This window comes from Corynebacterium guaraldiae (assembly GCF_053480195.1).
The window spans coordinates 13,816-30,173 of record NZ_JBRBAU010000003.1; the positions used below are offsets into that span (position 1 = coordinate 13,816).

At 62.0% G+C, this 16,358-nt stretch carries 13 protein-coding genes; 10 read left to right on the forward strand and 3 right to left on the reverse strand.

Translation table 11 applies throughout. The features are described 5' to 3' along the window. Together ilvD and ACUY3D_RS03035 are read right to left on the reverse strand one after the other, a co-directional pair. Entirely contained in the window at positions 1 to 1,854 is a 1,854-nt protein-coding gene (gene ilvD, locus ACUY3D_RS03030; RefSeq protein WP_070708438.1) for a dihydroxy-acid dehydratase, read from the reverse strand. 2 nt (positions 1,855 to 1,856) lie between these two features. Beyond that, positions 1,857 to 2,390, reverse strand: coding sequence for a PH domain-containing protein (locus ACUY3D_RS03035; RefSeq protein ID WP_269948202.1), 534 nt, complete (start codon positions 2,388 to 2,390; stop codon positions 1,857 to 1,859). A gap of 315 nt (positions 2,391 to 2,705) precedes the next feature. Here ACUY3D_RS03035 and ACUY3D_RS03040 point away from each other — a divergent pair, with 315 nt between their 5' ends. The 10 genes from ACUY3D_RS03040 (at position 2,706) to ACUY3D_RS03085 (ending at position 15,206) form a co-directional block, all read left to right on the forward strand. Further along, positions 2,706 to 4,538 carry an acetolactate synthase large subunit gene (locus tag ACUY3D_RS03040; RefSeq protein WP_269948203.1) on the forward strand — a complete coding sequence of 611 codons (1,833 nt, stop codon included), beginning with the start codon at positions 2,706 to 2,708 and terminating at the stop codon, positions 4,536 to 4,538. Then, the gene (gene ilvN / locus ACUY3D_RS03045) at positions 4,531 to 5,046 is read left to right on the forward strand and encodes an acetolactate synthase small subunit (protein WP_070528612.1); all 516 of its coding nucleotides are present in this window, start codon (positions 4,531 to 4,533) and stop codon (positions 5,044 to 5,046) included. Before ACUY3D_RS03040 ends, ilvN begins: the two co-directional genes overlap by 8 nt. Positions 5,047 to 5,155: 109 nt before the next feature. Then, the gene (gene ilvC / locus ACUY3D_RS03050) at positions 5,156 to 6,169 is read left to right on the forward strand and encodes a ketol-acid reductoisomerase (protein WP_269948204.1); all 1,014 of its coding nucleotides are present in this window, start codon (positions 5,156 to 5,158) and stop codon (positions 6,167 to 6,169) included. A 112-nt stretch (positions 6,170 to 6,281) separates the two neighbouring features. Then, positions 6,282 to 8,075: a GmrSD restriction endonuclease domain-containing protein gene (locus ACUY3D_RS03055; RefSeq protein WP_269948205.1), complete on the forward strand. Its 1,794-nt coding sequence runs from the start codon at positions 6,282 to 6,284 to the stop codon at positions 8,073 to 8,075. A gap of 28 nt (positions 8,076 to 8,103) precedes the next feature. Next, the gene (locus ACUY3D_RS03060) at positions 8,104 to 8,988 is read left to right on the forward strand and encodes a hypothetical protein (protein ID WP_118790712.1); all 885 of its coding nucleotides are present in this window, start codon (positions 8,104 to 8,106) and stop codon (positions 8,986 to 8,988) included. A 44-nt stretch (positions 8,989 to 9,032) separates the two neighbouring features. Then, positions 9,033 to 10,619, forward strand: coding sequence for a phosphoglycerate dehydrogenase (gene serA / locus ACUY3D_RS03065; protein ID WP_269948206.1), 1,587 nt, complete (start codon positions 9,033 to 9,035; stop codon positions 10,617 to 10,619). Between the two features lie 135 nt (positions 10,620 to 10,754). Further along, the gene (locus ACUY3D_RS03070) at positions 10,755 to 11,774 is read left to right on the forward strand and encodes a 3-isopropylmalate dehydrogenase (protein WP_269948207.1); all 1,020 of its coding nucleotides are present in this window, start codon (positions 10,755 to 10,757) and stop codon (positions 11,772 to 11,774) included. Positions 11,775 to 11,791: 17 nt separating this feature from the next. Then, the gene (locus ACUY3D_RS03075; protein WP_101736417.1) at positions 11,792 to 13,660 is read left to right on the forward strand and encodes a DUF294 nucleotidyltransferase-like domain-containing protein; all 1,869 of its coding nucleotides are present in this window, start codon (positions 11,792 to 11,794) and stop codon (positions 13,658 to 13,660) included. Continuing rightward, complete coding sequence (locus ACUY3D_RS03080; protein WP_269948208.1) at positions 13,661 to 14,278, forward strand: 3'-5' exonuclease; 618 nt, start codon at positions 13,661 to 13,663, stop codon at positions 14,276 to 14,278. Positions 14,279 to 14,396: 118 nt separating this feature from the next. After that, positions 14,397 to 15,206 (forward strand): fumarylacetoacetate hydrolase family protein, encoded by an 810-nt coding sequence (locus ACUY3D_RS03085; protein WP_185963178.1) that lies wholly within the window; start codon positions 14,397 to 14,399, stop codon positions 15,204 to 15,206. Between the two features lie 8 nt (positions 15,207 to 15,214). Here the strand turns inward: ACUY3D_RS03085 and ACUY3D_RS03090 are convergent, their stop codons facing one another. Beyond that, positions 15,215 to 16,318: an isochorismate synthase gene (locus ACUY3D_RS03090; protein ID WP_070524411.1), complete on the reverse strand. Its 1,104-nt coding sequence runs from the start codon at positions 16,316 to 16,318 to the stop codon at positions 15,215 to 15,217. Positions 16,319 to 16,358 lie beyond the last annotated feature (40 nt).

A 16,358-nucleotide genomic window follows, 5' to 3' on the forward strand; every position in this document is an offset into this window, starting at 1 on the left:
CTAATTGACGTAGCCATCCACCATGCGCACCGCACCACGGTCAGCGGACGTGGCCATGTTGGCGTAGGCGCGCAGTGCCTTGGTGACCGGGCGATTACGGTCCTTCGGCCTCCAGGGCTTCTCGCGCTGCTCCTCGGTGGCGCGGCGGCGCTCCAAGACGTCGTCCTCCACGTCGAGGGTGAGCTGGCGCTCGCGGATGTTGATGGTGATGGGATCCCCGTTTTCCACTAGGCCGATGAGGCCGCCGTGGGCAGCCTCGGGGGAGATGTGGCCGATGGACAGGCCGGAGGTGCCGCCGGAGAAGCGGCCATCGGTAATCAAGGCGCAGGCCTTGCCCAAGCCGGAGCCCTTGAGGAAGGAAGTCGGGTGCAGCATCTCCTGCATGCCGGGACCGCCCGCGGGACCCTCGTAGCGGATGACGATGACATCGCCAGGCTGGACTTCCTTCTTGAGGATGATGGAGACAGCTTCTTCCTGGGATTCCACCACGCGAGCTGGGCCGGTAAAGGTCCACAGTTCCTCTTCAACACCGGCGGCCTTGACGATGGCTCCGTTGGGGGCAAGGTTGCCGCGCAGGACAACGAGGCCGCCGTCGGAGGAGAAGGCATGCTCGGCGTCGTGGATGCAGCCATTGGTAGCGTCCGTGTCGAGCTCATCCCAGCGATTGGATTGGCTGAAAGGCTCGGTGGTGCGCACGCCGCCAGGTGCGGCGAAGAAGAGCTCGCGGGCAGCGTCGGTAGCCTTGCCACCGCGGATATCCCACTCGTCGAGCCACTCCTCGGCGTTGTCGTAGAGCGCGGTATGGACCTTGAGGTTCAAGTGGCCGGCGCGACGCAGCTCGCCCAGAATGGCGGGGATGCCGCCGGCGCGGTGCACGTCCTCGATGTGGTAGGTGCCGTTGGGCGCCACCTTGGACAGGCAAGGCACGCGGTAGGAAATCTCGTTGATATCCTCCAGCGTGAAGTCCACCTCGCCCTCCTGCGCGGCGGCCAGCGTGTGGAGGATGGTGTTGGTCGAACCACCCATGGCCATATCCAAGGCCATAGCATTGGTGAAAGCGTCCTTAGTGGCTATCGAGCGGGGGAGGACAGCGTCATCCTCTTCGCCGTAGTAGCGCTGGCACATCTCGACGATGGTGCGGCCGGCCTTCTCAAAGAGATCGCGGCGAGCGCTGTGGGTGGCCAGCGTGGTGCCGTTGCCTGGCAGCGCGAGTCCGAGCGCCTCGGTGAGGCAGTTCATGGAGTTGGCGGTGAACATGCCGGAGCAGGAGCCACAGGTGGGGCAGGCGGATTCCTCTACCTGAGCCAGGCCCTCGTCGGAGACGGCATCGCTGGCCGACGCCGTGATCGCCGTAATCAGATCCGTCGGCGCGTGCGCCACGCCATCGACAACAACGGCCTTGCCGGCCTCCATCGGGCCGCCGGAGACGAAGATGGTGGGGATGTTGAGGCGCAGCGCGGCGTTCAACATACCCGGGGTGATCTTGTCGCAGTTGGAGATGCACACTAGGGCGTCGGCAGTGTGGGCGTTGACCATGTACTCGATGGAATCGGAGATGATCTCACGCGAAGGCAGGGAGTACAGCATGCCGCTGTGGCCCATGGCGATGCCATCGTCGACGGCAATGGTATTGAATTCCTTGGGCACACCGCCGGCTTCGCGCACGGCATCGGCCACGATGTCACCGACGTTCTTGAGGTGGACGTGGCCGGGGACGAACTGGGTAAAGGAGTTGGCAATAGCGACGATTGGCTTGCCAAAGTCACTCTCCTTGGAGCCGGTAGCGCGCCATAGTGCGCGCGCACCGGATGCCTGGCGGCCAACAGTCGTGACTTTGGAGCGGAGCGGGTACATGGTTAGTCCTTAAGTTCGGGGTGTTTCTTGAGGTACTCGGCGTATTCCTCCTTGGTGAGGAGGACTTGCTGGCCATCGCGGTGGACGATGATGACCTTGTCGTCGGCGGCGTCGCGGCCTGCAGTCAGTGCGTCGGGGATGCGTCCATTGGAAGCGGCGGCAAGGCGGGGGAGGGAGTTGAAAGTTACTCCCGGCAGGTTGAAGTTGTTGCCGCTTGTGGTGCGGGCGTAGGCCCGCGAGCGCTGGAAGCCGATTCCCTTGAAGTCGCCCCACGCGATGTTCTTGGGGCTGCGGAAGCCATAGGTGATGTGGATGCCCTTGCCGTCAACGGTGGTGCGTGCGCGTAGAACCCACCAGATGGCCAGCACCGGGAAGATGAGGACCCAGAAGAGGTACTTCGGGGCCCAGCCAATGCTGAGAAAAGCAATGGCGGCGAGGATGCCAATGCCGAGGAGATGTTCGCGGGTGGGTTTGAACGTTTCGGCCGTGGGGTGTTCGACACGAGTTGATGCGTTCTGCGGGTGTGAGGACGTCATAGTGGGCCATCGTAATTGACTGTGCGGCGCGGTGGCGAACCGCCCCACCTGTGCAATCTCGCAAAATGAGAAAAAGATCCCAAAAATGGGGGTAAATGCCAGCGGTGGTGTTTCTATCAGTGTACAGTTTAGCCCATGATCATTATTCGACTTCACCTCGTAGTAGTACCCGGGCGGCGCGAGCCGTAGCGAGTCCACAAGTGACGTCGACCAGCAAGCGCCCCCGTTACCTTCACACCCAGGAAGGAAAGACGGGGGCGTTAGTCGTTGGATGATCTCTTCACCACCCACCCCCACTGAAGGAGCACATCAACCGTGACAGCTTCCACACCGCCACAGCGGGCGCCCGAGCGCATCACGGGCGCACACGCCATTGTCCGCACCCTCGAAGATCTCGGCACCGAGCTTGTCTTCGGCATTCCGGGTGGCGCCGTGCTTCCGCTGTACGACGCCCTCTTTGAATCCACGAAGCTGCGCCACGTGCTCACCCGCCACGAGCAGGGGGCCGGCCATGCAGCCGAAGGCTACGCCCAAGCATCCGGAAAGGTCGGCGTCATGATTGCTACCTCCGGCCCGGGGGCGACCAACCTGGTGACCCCGCTGGCAGACGCCAACCTGGACTCGATTCCCGTCGTGGCAATCACGGGCCAGGTGGGCAGCTCCCTGCTGGGCACCGATGCCTTCCAGGAAGCCGATATCCGCGGCGTGACGATGCCGATTACGAAACACAACTTCATCGTCACCAAGGCAGAAGATATCCCCGGGGCGATCGCGGCCGCCTTCCACCTCGCCGCCACTGGGCGCCCAGGGCCTGTGCTCGTGGATATTCCGAAGGACGTGCAGAACGCTTTTATGGAATATTCGGGCCCAAAGATGCCGGAACTACCGGGGTACAAGCCCACGACTACTCCGCACCCGCGCCAGATTGCCCAGGCTGTTCAGCGCATTGCGCGCGCCGAGCGTCCGGTGCTCTACGTTGGCGGCGGCGTCATCAAGGCCGAGGCCTCCCGCGAGCTGCGCGAGTTCGCGGAGCTGACCGGAATCCCTGTGGTGACCACGCTTATGGCTCTCGGTGCCTTCCCGGATAATCACCCGCAGCACATGGGTATGCCCGGCATGCACGGCACGGTGCCGGCGGTCGCGGCCCTGCAGCGGGCGGACCTTATCATCGCCGTGGGCGCACGCTTCGACGACCGCGTGACCGGTGATACGGACACCTTTGCTCCCCACGCCGAGGTGATCCATGCCGACATTGACCCGGCGGAGATCGGCAAAATCCGCGAGGTGGCTGTTCCCATCGTGGGCGATGCCCGCGAGGTGCTTTTGCGACTGACCAAGGCTTATGCCAATGATGCGGAGTTGGATGCCCCGCGAATTGGTCCGTGGATGGAGTATTTGGGGAACATGCAGCGCCGCTTCCCGCGCGGCTTTGAGCCGACGTCAGATGGCCTGCTCAACCCGCAAGAGGTTATCCAAAAACTCAGCTCCATCGTTGGCCCGGAGGCTATCTACTGTGCGGGCGTGGGCCAGCACCAGATGTGGTCGGCGCAGTTCCTCGACTTCGAGCACCCCCGCAGCTGGATCAACTCCGGTGGCGCCGGCACGATGGGCTACGCCGTGCCCGCGGCGCTGGGGGCTAAGGCTGCCTGCCCGGAGCGAGAGGTCTGGGCTATCGATGGCGATGGCTGCTTCCAGATGACGAACCAGGAGCTGACCACCGCGGCCGTGGAAGGCTTTCCCATCAAGGTTGCCGTGATCAATAACGGCAACCTGGGCATGGTGCGCCAGTGGCAGACGCTCTTCTATGACAACAAGTACTCCCATACCAAGCTGCGCGAGCACGACGAGTATGTGCCGGACTTTGTCAAGCTCAGCGAAGCCTTGGGCTGCGAGTCAATTCGCGTCACCACGGCGGAAGAGATTGGCCCGGCGATTGAACGTGCGCGCTCAATTAATGACCGTCCAGTGGTCATTGACTTCATCGTGGGCCAGGATGCCCAGGTGTGGCCGATGATTGGCGGCGGGGCTTCTAACGAGGAAATCCAGTACGCCCTGGGCCTGCGCCCGCTGTTTGATGACAATGAGTCCGCGGCCGAGGAACCGGCCGACATCCACGAATCTCTCGAGGAGGCCGAAAACAATGGCTAAAGACGACATCACCCGACACATCCTCTCCGTTCGAGTTCAGGATATTGAGGGCATCATCTCCCGTGTGACCGGCATGTTCACCCGCCGTGGCTATAACCTCATCTCGCTGGTGTCCGCTCGGACCGAGACGGAGGGCATTAACCGCCTGACCATCGTCGTGGATGCCTCCGAGGTCATCATCGAGCAGGTGACGAAGCAGCTCAACAAAATCGTCCCGGTGCTCAAGGTGGTGGAGCTGGAGGAGGAAAACACGATTGCCCGCTCCATCATGCTGGTGAAGGTAGCCGCGGATAACTCTAACCGTCCTCAGGTGGTCGATGCAGTGAACATCTTCCGTGCACGCATCGTGGATGTATCGCCGGAGTCCGTGGTGGTTGAGGCCACCGGTACCCCGGGCAAGCTGCAGGCGCTTCTCGACGTCCTCGAGCCCTTCGGTATCCGCGAACTGGTGCAATCTGGCAACGTCGCACTGGGGCGCGGCCCGAAGGCAATGGCACCGACGAAATAAAATCTCACATTGTGGGCAAACTGTCTCAAAGTGTGATACAAATTCAATAGACCGAGACACTACTGGATGCGTAGTGCGAACGAACCCAAAAAGAAAAGGAACATCAAACATGGCTATTGAGACTCTGTACGAATCTGATGCAGACCTGACCATCATCCAGGGCCGCAAGGTCGCCATCATCGGCTATGGCTCCCAGGGCCACGCCCACGCTATGAACCTGCGTGATTCCGGCGTTGAGGTCGCCATCGGCCTGCGCGAGGGCTCGAAGTCCCGCGAGAAGGCTGAAGAGGCTGGCTTCAAGGTTTTCAGCAACGCTGAGGCCGCCAAGTGGGCTGATGTCATCATGCTGCTGGCACCGGATACCTCCCAGGCGGCGATCTTTACAGAGGATATCGAACCGAACCTGGAGGACGGCAACGCGCTGCTCTTCGGTCACGGCCTCAACATCCACTTTGGCCTGATCAAGCCGGCGGAGAACATCACTATCGGCATGGTTGCCCCGAAGGGCCCGGGCCACCTGGTTCGCCGCCAGTTCGTCGACGGCAAGGGCGTTCCCTGCCTGATCGCCACCGAGCAGGATCCGAAGGGCGAGGGGCGCGAGCTGACCCTGTCCTACGCTGCGGCCATCGGCGGTGCCCGCGCCGGCGTTATCCCAACCACCTTCAAGGATGAGACTGAGACCGACCTCTTCGGTGAGCAGGCGGTCCTGTGCGGTGGCGTGGAGTACCTGATCATGAACGGCTTCGAGGTCCTGACTGAAGCTGGCTATGAGCCTGAGATGGCTTATTTCGAGGTCTGCCACGAGCTGAAGCTCATCGTTGACCTTATCGTTGAGGGCGGCATCAAGAACATGAACTACTCCTGTTCCGACACCGCTGAGTTCGGTGGCTACCTCTCCGGCCCGCGCGTCATCGACGCTTCCGTGAAGGAACGCATGAAGGATGTCCTCACTGATATTCAGGACGGCACCTTCGTCAAGCGCCTCGTCGCCAACGTAGAGGGCGGCAATAAGGAGCTGGAGGAGCTGCGTGCCAAGGTGAACTCCCACCCGATTGAGCAGACCGGCTCCCAGCTGCGTGACCTCATGAGCTGGGTCAAGAATCCGCTGGATGCAACTGCCTAAACTGCGCTTCGACTACAGAATCCCGTTGACCACTGGTCAGCGGGATTTCCTTTTGATGTGATGTGCGCACATAAACGGGCATATTCCCACATTTAGTTGTAGGCTCGGGGCCATGGGTTTCTCTACGCCAAGCTATGACCTTAATGACCTTTTCGCTCGCATCGATCGTGGTGATATTCAGCTGCCCGATTTCCAGCGCTCCTATGCCTGGGATGAAGACCGAATTCGATCGCTGATCGTCACCGTCCTTCGCGGCTACCCGCTCGGTGCATTCATGGCCTTGGATACCCGCAATGAAGCCATGCGCTTTCGGCCACGGCCTCTCGCGGGCGCGCCTAACACGGGGGTGAACCCCGGCCTGCTCCTGCTCGATGGGCAACAGAGGCTCACCACCCTGTATCACTGCTTCCGCGGTGAAGGCTTTGTGGATACCACCGATTTCCGCTCCAAGAAAGTCTCCCGCAAGTACTTCGTGGACCTGCGCAAAGCTACCTCCGAGGACATCATGCCGGATGAAGCTGTCTTCGCCATCAACCAGCACGGCGAACTGCGCTCCCACTTCGCGCCGGACATCGAGGGCACCTTGGATAGTCGCGAGGCCGCAGTACAGGCGTGCTGCATCCCGGTTTCGGCGTTGCTGAGTGAGGAAGGCACCAGCATGCTCTTCGAGCTTGCTGGTGCTAACGATGGCGCCACCCGTGACGTCGTCGCTGCCTTCAATAACCGGATTCTACGGCCCCTGTCCGGCTACACGGTACCGATGATTCGCCTCTCGCGCGAGACGGCGAGCTCGGGAATTGGCTCCATTTTCGCTCAGGCTAACTCGGCCGGTTTGCAGATGGACGTCTTCGATCTCCTGACGGCTGTCTTTGCTTCTGAAGATCCGGACTTTCACCTTGCGGAGGACTGGGCAGGCGTCGAGAAGCAGCTGCGTGCCTTCCCCGCGCTCGACGGCATCGGCCGCAATGAGTTCCTTTCGGCAGTATCGCTGCTGGTGTCCGGGGAGAAGGGGAACGCTGGCGGCCAGCGCGAAGATATCTTGCAGCTGTCACTGAATGAGTACCGCAAGGCCTCGCAAACCCTGGTGATTACTTTCCGTGAGGTCGCTGAGTTCTTGGCCGAGCGCTGCATTCTCTCCCTTGAGCAGGTGCCTTATTCCGAGCAGATCATTCCGCTGGCTGTCATCCTTGCGCGCCTGGCAGAAAAGAAGGGCGTGCTGTCCAGCCAGGACGCATGGGACCGCCTCAACCAGTGGTTCTGGAGCGGCGTCTTTGGTGAGCTTTATGGCTCTTCTGCAGTGAGGCTGCGCGCTGCGCGTGATGTCGATGAGGTCACCGCGTGGGTCGCGGGTGAGACCGAGGATGTTCCGAAGACTGTGCGCGATGCCTCCTTCCGCGAGTCCCGCTTGTTGTCTGTGGGGGAGCACGACGGGGTGTGGCACGGCCTCTATGCTTTGCTTATGGCACGCGGCGCGAAGGACTGGCGGACCGGCCGCCCGTTCAACCGCCACAGCTTCGAGGAGCTGCAACCAGGCTTCTTCCCGGTCTTCCCGCTTCGTTGGTGTGAGCGCCACGGCGTCAGCGGTGTGCTGGCCAACTCCGTGCTCAACCGCACGCCGATGGGCAAGCGCACAGAAGTTGTCCTCGACGGGCACTCGCCGGAACGCTACCTGCCGCGCGTGCAGTCGAAGTCAATCATGGAAGACGCCGAGTTCGACAGCGTGCTGGCCTCCCACGACCTGGAGCCGGAGCTGCTGACCGCGAAGACTGCGCATCAGTTCTTCGCCGATCGCCGCGAGCGTTTCGTGGGCATCGTTGAATACGCGCTCAACAAGAAGGTTGTGCGCGACGTGGATGAGGCGAACCTTTCCGGCGGCGAAGAGGGCCCGCAGGCCTTTGCACGTTAAGGTGTCGTCGTCGGGCGCGCTGCGGGCCGTGCCTGTAGCGCTGCTGCTGGGCATGAGCGCGCTTGCGGCCGTGGGCTGTTCCTCGCTTGGGCGCGGTGAGCCAATCCTGACGCAGGACATTACCGCCCGCCCTGAGGCGGAGATTGACCTAGCCCGCGCGAGCGAAGAAAACCGTCTGCGGCTTATTGACCCGCAATTCGCCAACGAGGTTACGGTGGTTGAGGACCGCTGGGGAATTGACTCCGCGCGCTTGTTCTTCAAGGAAAGCAATACGCTGATCTTGGCCGAAGACTCAGATGCCGCTGCCCTGCGGGCCGCGACGCTGAGCGTATCGCAGCGCGTGCCAATGGTGACCTACGATTCATCGATTCGCCCGCAAATCTCGCAGCTGCTTACCGACCTTGACGTTGACCAGATCCTCGTCATCGGGGATGTCCCATGGGCTAGCCACAATGGCGAACGCGAAGTGGTGCACGATCCGGGAAACACCAAGGCGCTGGGGGAGTACACCGCATTCCGCTTTGAATCCAAGGTGGTGGTGAATCGCGAACGCATGGTGGACAGCATCACGCGCCTAGATTCTTCGACCAAGACGGAGTTGAAGGCCGCGTGGGAACCCCTGCCGCAGCACCTTACTAAGGAAAAGATGCCAGCGATTCCTGCCCAGGCGCGCCGTGATGCGCAGATGGCGCCTGTGATCGTGGCGACGAAGGACAGCCCTTTAGCAAACGTGGTGAACGCCACCGCGTATGGCGGTACGGTGTTCGTGATGGCGCAACCGGATCCGACGGCGACGAAAGCCGGCGCGGCGATTACTGCGGGGTTGGCGGATGGCCCGATCGTGGCCCTCGGACCGGAATTCGGTTCAGTGACAGAATTCACGCATAAAATCGCTCAGGGCTGGAAAGAATAAACTACACTTCTCGGCATCCACATTTCAGACTAGTGAAGGAAGTTATGTCGAAGCCGGTCGTACTTATCGCCGATAAGCTTGCAGAATCCACCGTCGATGCTCTCGGGGACACAGTTGAGGTCCGCTGGGTTGACGGCCCCAACCGCGCGGAGCTGCTTGCCGCGGTGCCGGAGGCAGACGCCCTCCTCGTCCGCTCCGCTACGACCGTGGACGCGGAGGTGTTGACCGCAGCGAAGAACCTGAAGATTGTGGGGCGTGCCGGCGTCGGCTTGGACAACGTTGATATCCCCGCTGCCACCGAGCGTGGCGTCATGGTTGTCAACGCGCCGACCTCCAACATCCACTCCGCCTGCGAGCAGGCGATCGCGCTGCTTCTCGCCACCGCACGCCAGGTTCCGGCGGCGGATCAGTCCCTGCGCCAAGGTGAGTGGAAGCGCTCCTCCTTCAAGGGTGTTGAGGTATACGGCAAGACCATCGGCATCGTGGGTTTCGGTCACATCGGCCAGCTCTTTGCCCAGCGCCTGCTGGCATTTGAGACCACTGTCATCGCGCACGACCCTTATGCCAACCCGGCCCGTGCGGCAGCACTGGGCGTGGAATTGGTGCCCCTTGAGGAACTCATGTCTCGCGCTGACTTCGTGACCATTCACCTGCCCAAGACCCCGGAGACCGCCGGCATGTTTGACGCCGAGCTCCTAGCGAAGGCCAAGAAGGGGCAGATCATCATTAACGCCGCCCGCGGCGGCTTGGTCGATGAGGCAGCCTTGGCTGTTTCGATCAAATCCGGTCACCACCGCGGCGCCGGCTTCGATGTTTATGCCTCCGAGCCGTGCACGGATTCCCCGCTCTTCGAGCTTCCGCAAGTTACCGTATCCCCGCACCTTGGCGCGTCTACGGTCGAGGCTCAGGACCGCGCGGGTACCGATGTGGCCGCCTCCGTGCTCAAGGCACTGGCCGGCGAATTCGTCGCCGATGCCGTCAACGTCGAAGGCGGCCGGGTCGGCGAAGAGGTTGCCGGCTGGTTGGATCTGACGCGCAAGCTGGGCCTCGTCGCAGGCAACCTGTTGGACGCTGCGCCGGTTGCCGTCGAGGTTGAGGCTTGCGGCGAGCTGGCCAACGAGGATGTTTCGGCTCTTGGTTTGTCCGCTGTTCGCGGGCTGTTTTCTGGCGTGGTCTCGGAGACCGTTACTTTTGTGAACGCAATGCAGATTGCCGAAAGCCGCGGCGTGAGCGTGGACGTCAAGACCAATGTGGAATCGAAGGGGCACCGCTCCTCCGTGAGGGTTAAGGTCATCGGCCCCGACGGCTTGGTATCGCAGCTCACTGGTGCCCTGACTGGCATCGACGGCGTCGAAAAGATCATCCGCATCAATGGCCGTGGCGTCGATATGCGCGCTACGGGCCGCAACCTCTTCTTCTCCTACAAGGATGCCCCGGGTGCCTTGGGCACTGTGGGTACGAAGCTTGGCGCTGCCGGCATCAATATCGTGGCGGCTGCATTGACCCAGGGCAAGGATGTCTCCGATGCAGTCCTTATCTTGCGAGTTGAGCGCGAGGTACCGGAAGAGCTTGTCGAGGAAATCAACGCGGCGCTGGGTGCTACCTGCCGCCAGCTTGATTTGGATGCCTAGTCTGGACAGCTAAACCTTTCATCCCAGCCCCCGTGAAGGACCGAGAACGGTTCTTTGCGGGGGTTTCGCCGCCCTCAAGGCAGAGAGAGTGGTACTCTCGCAAGTATCCAATATGTGAGAAAGGAATCCCACAAAATGAAACTGGCAGTGATTGGCGGCGATGGAATCGGTCCCGAGGTAACCGCGGAAGCACTCAAGGTCCTGCGCGCGGTACGCCAGGACGTTGAGGTTACGGACTATGACCTTGGTGCACGACGCTACCTGCGCAACGGGGAGCTGCTTACCGACGCCGACCTGGCCTCCCTGCGCGAACACGACGCCATCCTGCTCGGCGCCATTGGTGCGCCCGGTGAGGTTCCGCCCGGAGTGCTCGAGCGCGGCTTGCTGCTGAAGATGCGTTTCGCCCTGGACCATCACGTCAACCTGCGCCCCTCCAAGCTGTACCCGACGTCCACCTCTCCGCTGGCAAACCCAGGCGATATCGACTTCGTCGTTGTCCGTGAGGGCACCGAAGGTCTGTACTGTGGAAACGGCGGCACGCTGCGCGAAGGTACTGAACACGAGGTGGCCTCGGAGGTCTCCCAGAACACGCGCTTCGGCGTTGAACGCGTGGTGCGTAATGCCTTTCAGCGTGCGCTGGGCCGCCGCAAGCACGTGACTTTGGTGCACAAGACCAATGTCCTTGTTAACGCCGGTGGCCTCTGGCAGCGCACGGTGGACGAGGTTGCGAAGGAATTCCCCGAGGTCACCGTAGATTACAACCACATCGATGCCGCAACGATCTACATGGTCACCGACCCAGCGCGCTATGACGTCATCGTGACCGACAACCTCTTCGGCGACATCCTGACCGACTTGGCGGGAGCAGTCACCGGCGGTATTGGTCTGGCTGCCTCCGGCAACATCGATGCCTCCGGCGCTAACCCCTCCATGTTCGAGCCGGTCCACGGCTCCGCGCCGGATATCGCAGGCAAGGGCATCGCGGATCCCACCGCGGCTATCCTGTCGGCGGCCATGCTGTTGCGCCACCTCGGGGATGAGGAGAACGCCGTGCGCATCGAAGAGGCCGTGGCTGCCGACGTCTCCTCTCGCGGCGACGCACAAGCGCGCACCACCGAAATTGGTGATCGAATCGCCTCCGCGCTCAGCGCCTAGCCCTGTATGGTTGGCGCATGAGCGTCGAAATAGACGAGGTCACCAGCTTCCTGGCCAAGAATGAGCCTTTCTCCCACTTGCCGGAGGAAGAGCTTAACGCGCTGTCCTCACAGTTGAGCATGATCTACCTGCGCCGAGGGGATATCCCCATCAAGCTGGGGCAAGAAAATGCCAACCTGCACATCATCCGCACCGGCGCGATTGATGTGCTGGGGGAGGACGGCATGCTGCTAGACCGCCGCGAATCCGGCCTCACCTTTGGCTATTCCACGCTGCAGGGGGAGCCTCACTCCGCTTATGAGATGGTCGCGGTGGAGGACAGCCTCGTCTTCACCCTGGCGCAGGAGGACTTCAGCGAGTTGTCCCGCCGGAACCCCGACATTGGGCGATTCTTTTCAGCGCAATCGCGCCAGATCCGCGCCGCAGCGCGCGAGCTTTCTGAATCCACTTCGACCGACGTTTTACGCACGCCGCTGCGAGAGCTCATTCGCGCCGACATACTGACTGCGCCGGCTGCCACTACCATCCGTGAAGCCGCGATGCTGATGACGGACCGCGGTGTGTCCTCACTGCTCGTTGTTACACCGGGTTCAGATTCAGCCAAGCATCTTGCCGGCATTGTGACCGACCGTGATCTGCGCACCCGCGTGCTCGCCGCGGAGCGCGACCCTGCTGAATCGGTGGGGGAGATCATGACGCCTCAGCCCCTCACGGTGTCGGCGGATGCCCCGGCCATGGAAGCACTCTTGCACATGGCCGAGCGCGGAATCCACCACCTGCCGGTGGTTAAAGAAGGCAGCCTACAGGGAATAGTCACGCAATCGGACATCACGCGGCTGCTCTACAATGATCCGGTCTACCTCGCAGCAGATCTCTCGCGGCGCGCCAATGCCGCTGAGCTTAGTGAAGCCTTCAGCGAAGCCACGCTTCTTGCCGGGCGTTTCGTGGAACGCGGCTCTACGCCGGCGGAAGCGTCCAGCCTGGTCACGCTGGCCGCCGATGCGGTAGCGCGCCGTCTGTGCACCCTCGCCGAGGAAGAACTGGGTCCTCCGCCAGTGGAGTATGCCTTCGTGGCCGTGGGTTCGCAGGGGCGGCGCGAGATGGCGCTGGCCTCAGATCAAGATAATGCGCTCGTCCTCGCGGATGATTATGATGCCAACGCGCACGGCGAGTATTTCGCACGGTTTAGTACCTTCGTGTGCCAGGGCCTTGCCGCCGCCGGTCAGGCTCTGTGCCCAGGTGACATGATGGCCATGAACGCCGAGTGGCGGATGACGCGCTCCCAATGGATCGACACCTTCCGCAAATGGATCCGGGACCCCCAACCGGAGGCGCTGCTCAACGCCCAGATTTTCTTCGACTTCCGCGTACTCTACGGAAGCGAGGAGCTGGCCCTCGAGGTCCACACTGCCGCCGTGGAGATGGGCAAGGGTGCGACGCGCCTGCACGCCCACCTGGCTAGCCTGGCCGCGCGCCGCGAGCCGCCACTGACGCTCTTCCGCGGACTCGTGGTGGAGCGCGATGGCGACTATGCACATACCCTCGACATCAAAAAGGGAGGTACCGCGGGTATTGTCCAGATGGCCCGGCTCTTTGCCTTAGCATCCGGCTCCACGGTTGTGGACACCCGCCAGCGCCTAAGCGAAGCCGCCGGGAACGCGGTGAGCCGCCGCGGTGCACAGGAGCTTCTCGACGCCTTCGACTACCTCCGATCCCTTTCCTTCGAGCACCAGGCCCGACAGTTGCGGGAAGGGCACAAGCCGGATTACCACATTGACCCCAAGAGCTTGGGGCGGATGGATCGCGAGCACCTGCGCGATGCTTTCCGTGCGATCAAATCCATGCAGAACGCGCTTGCCACCAAGTACCCGGTGAGGAGTATCTAGATGTGGAGCCGGTGGAGCCGCCGCGCGGATTGGGGCGCGCCCGCACGAAGTACCCCGCTCGAAGAGCTAGGGCTACTCGCCGTAGATATGGAGACCACGAGTCTTGATCCGCGCACAGGAAAGATTGTTTCTATCGGGTGGGTACCGGTGAACGGCGGTGTTATCGACTTATCTGGCGCCGGCTATACCGTGGTGCGCGGCGCGAAGGTGGCCGAAGATGCACATGTCCATTTGCTCACCCAAGACAAAGTCGATGCCGGCGAGGAACGCGAAGTGGCGATGAAGCAGTTGCGAAAGGCCCTGAACGGCCGAGCGCTACTCGCTCACTTCGCGCCTGTGGAGGTGGGCTTCATAGAAGCGGCTTCCAAAGAGATATTTGGTCAGGTCCCTCGGCTGAGCGTGGTTGATACCTTTGCTATCGAGCGGCGCCACATGGAACGCATGGGCACTTATCCGCGCGGCGAGGACCTGCGGCTTCCCCGAGTTCGCGCGAGATACGGTTTGCCACGCTATGGCAATCACAATGCGCTGAGTGATGCTTTGGCCTGCGCTGAGCTATATCTAGCACTGCGGGGGAGCACGCGGGCGGTGACCTTGGGGGACGTCGCCAAGCGCTAGGCGGCCGAGCGGGCGTTGTACCACAAGTTGGACGCCTGCAGTATCATCGCGTTCTTTGCAAGCTTTACACCTAGCCCCTGAACGCGAGTGAAAAACCCTTGCGAGTAGTATGGCCGTCATGCGTTTAGGACGAATTGCTCACACCGAAGGTATTTGTTTCGCCATCATTGATGGCCCCGCCGACGCCCCGCTTGACCAGCTGGTGGCCAAGGAAATCTCCGGCACCCCGTTTACCCCGCCGGAGCCAACTGGCCGCGAGTGGCCGCTGAGCGAGGTGCGCTTGCTGGCGCCGACCCTGCCCACCAAGGTCGTGGCGCTTGGCCGAAACTACGCCGACCACGTGGCTGAGGTCTTCAAGGAATCCGCGGAGCACCTGCCGCCGACGATCTTTATTAAGCCCTCCACCGCGGTCATTGGCCCTGGTGCCCCCATCAAGATCCCGGAGTTCGCCACCAACGTGGAGTTCGAGGGAGAGCTCGCGGTGGTGATCTCAAAGGTCTCGAAGAATATTGATCCGGAGAAGTGGCGGGATCACGTCGTTGGCTACACCATCTGCAACGACGTTTCTTCGCGCGACCTGCAGTTCCAGGATGGCCAGTGGGCACGTGCGAAGGGCATTGACACCTTCTGCCCGCTGGGCCCGTGGATTGAGACGGACCTGGACTGCATCGACCTTGATGACCAGAAGATCAACGCTTACCTGACCCACGATGGCAAGCGCGAGCAAAAGCAGGATTCCAACACCGACCAGATGATCGTGAAGATGGGCGGCATCATCGCGGAGATCTCGCAGTCGTACACGCTTCTGCCCGGCGATGTCATCACCACAGGTTCCCCGGCTGGTACGGCGCCGATGGTGCCGGGCGATACCATCGAAATTGAGATCCCCGGCGTGGGCAGCCTGACCAACCCGATTGAGCGCGCCTAAAGGCCGCTTTAGAGGCCGAGTGCTTTGAGAATGGTACGCAACTTCGCCGTGGTTTCCTGAAGCTCGGCCGTCGGGTCGGAATCCACGACGATTCCGCCGCCCGCCCACGCGCGGGCGGAGAGTCCATCGCCGGCTACTTCGGCGCAGCGGATGGCCACCATGTACTCGCCATCGCCGGAGTCATCGCACCAGCCCACTGCACCGGCGTAGAAGCCGCGGTCGGCTTCGGCGGTTTCGATCAGCGCTTGCGCGGCTTCCGTGGGGGTACCGCAGATAGCGGGGGTGGGGTAGACCAGCTCGGCCAGTTCGAGTGCCGTGAAATTCGAATCCTTCAGTGTTCCCGCAATCGGGGTCCCCAGATGCCACATCTCGTTCGTGGAGGTCAGCTGCGGGGTGGTGGGGGCGTCGAGAGTACTGCACAGCGGCTGCAAGATCCGGCGGATGTGGTCCACGACGAAGGCATGCTCGCGCAGATCCTTGCCTGAGTTTTGGAGGTCTTGACCGGCCTTGATATCGCGTGCTTTATCGGTCTGGCGGGGCGCCGAGCCAGCTAGGGGGAAGGCCGTAACCGTTGAGCCTTGCTTCTTAATCAACACTTCCGGGGAGGAGCCCACGAGCATAGATCCTGGGCGTCCCGCCGGTGACAGGTCGGCGATGAAGCCATCGCGGTGCGAGGATAGATCGATCAACCGCGCGGCCACGAGAAGCGGATCCACCGGAGCATTGAACTCAATGTCAACGGCGCGAGCAAGAACCACCTTGTCCAGTTTGGAGGCTTCGATCGTAGCGATGGCGGCCTCAATGCGGCGCAGGTGCTCTTCCGGCTCCGGATCAAAACCGGTCACGCGCGCATTGAGCTTGCCGCTGCGGTAGTAGGCATGGGGCTCAAGAGGCCCGTCCTCACGAATGATGCTGCGCGGCACGGTGAGCGCAGCTGGATCACCCTTGTGAAAGGGAAGTGCGCCGACGACCATGGGCGCGCTGCCGGCACGTAGTGCGGACACTGCATCATCGACAGCGCTAAAGGTGGTGGTTGAACCTTGGGTACGCACAGACCCCGTCGCGCGGGACAGGAGGAAGTCGGGGGCGGTAGAGGGTCTGTTTTCACACATAAGGAATAACTCTAGTTCCTTCCGCTGCTAGCGCCGAAAC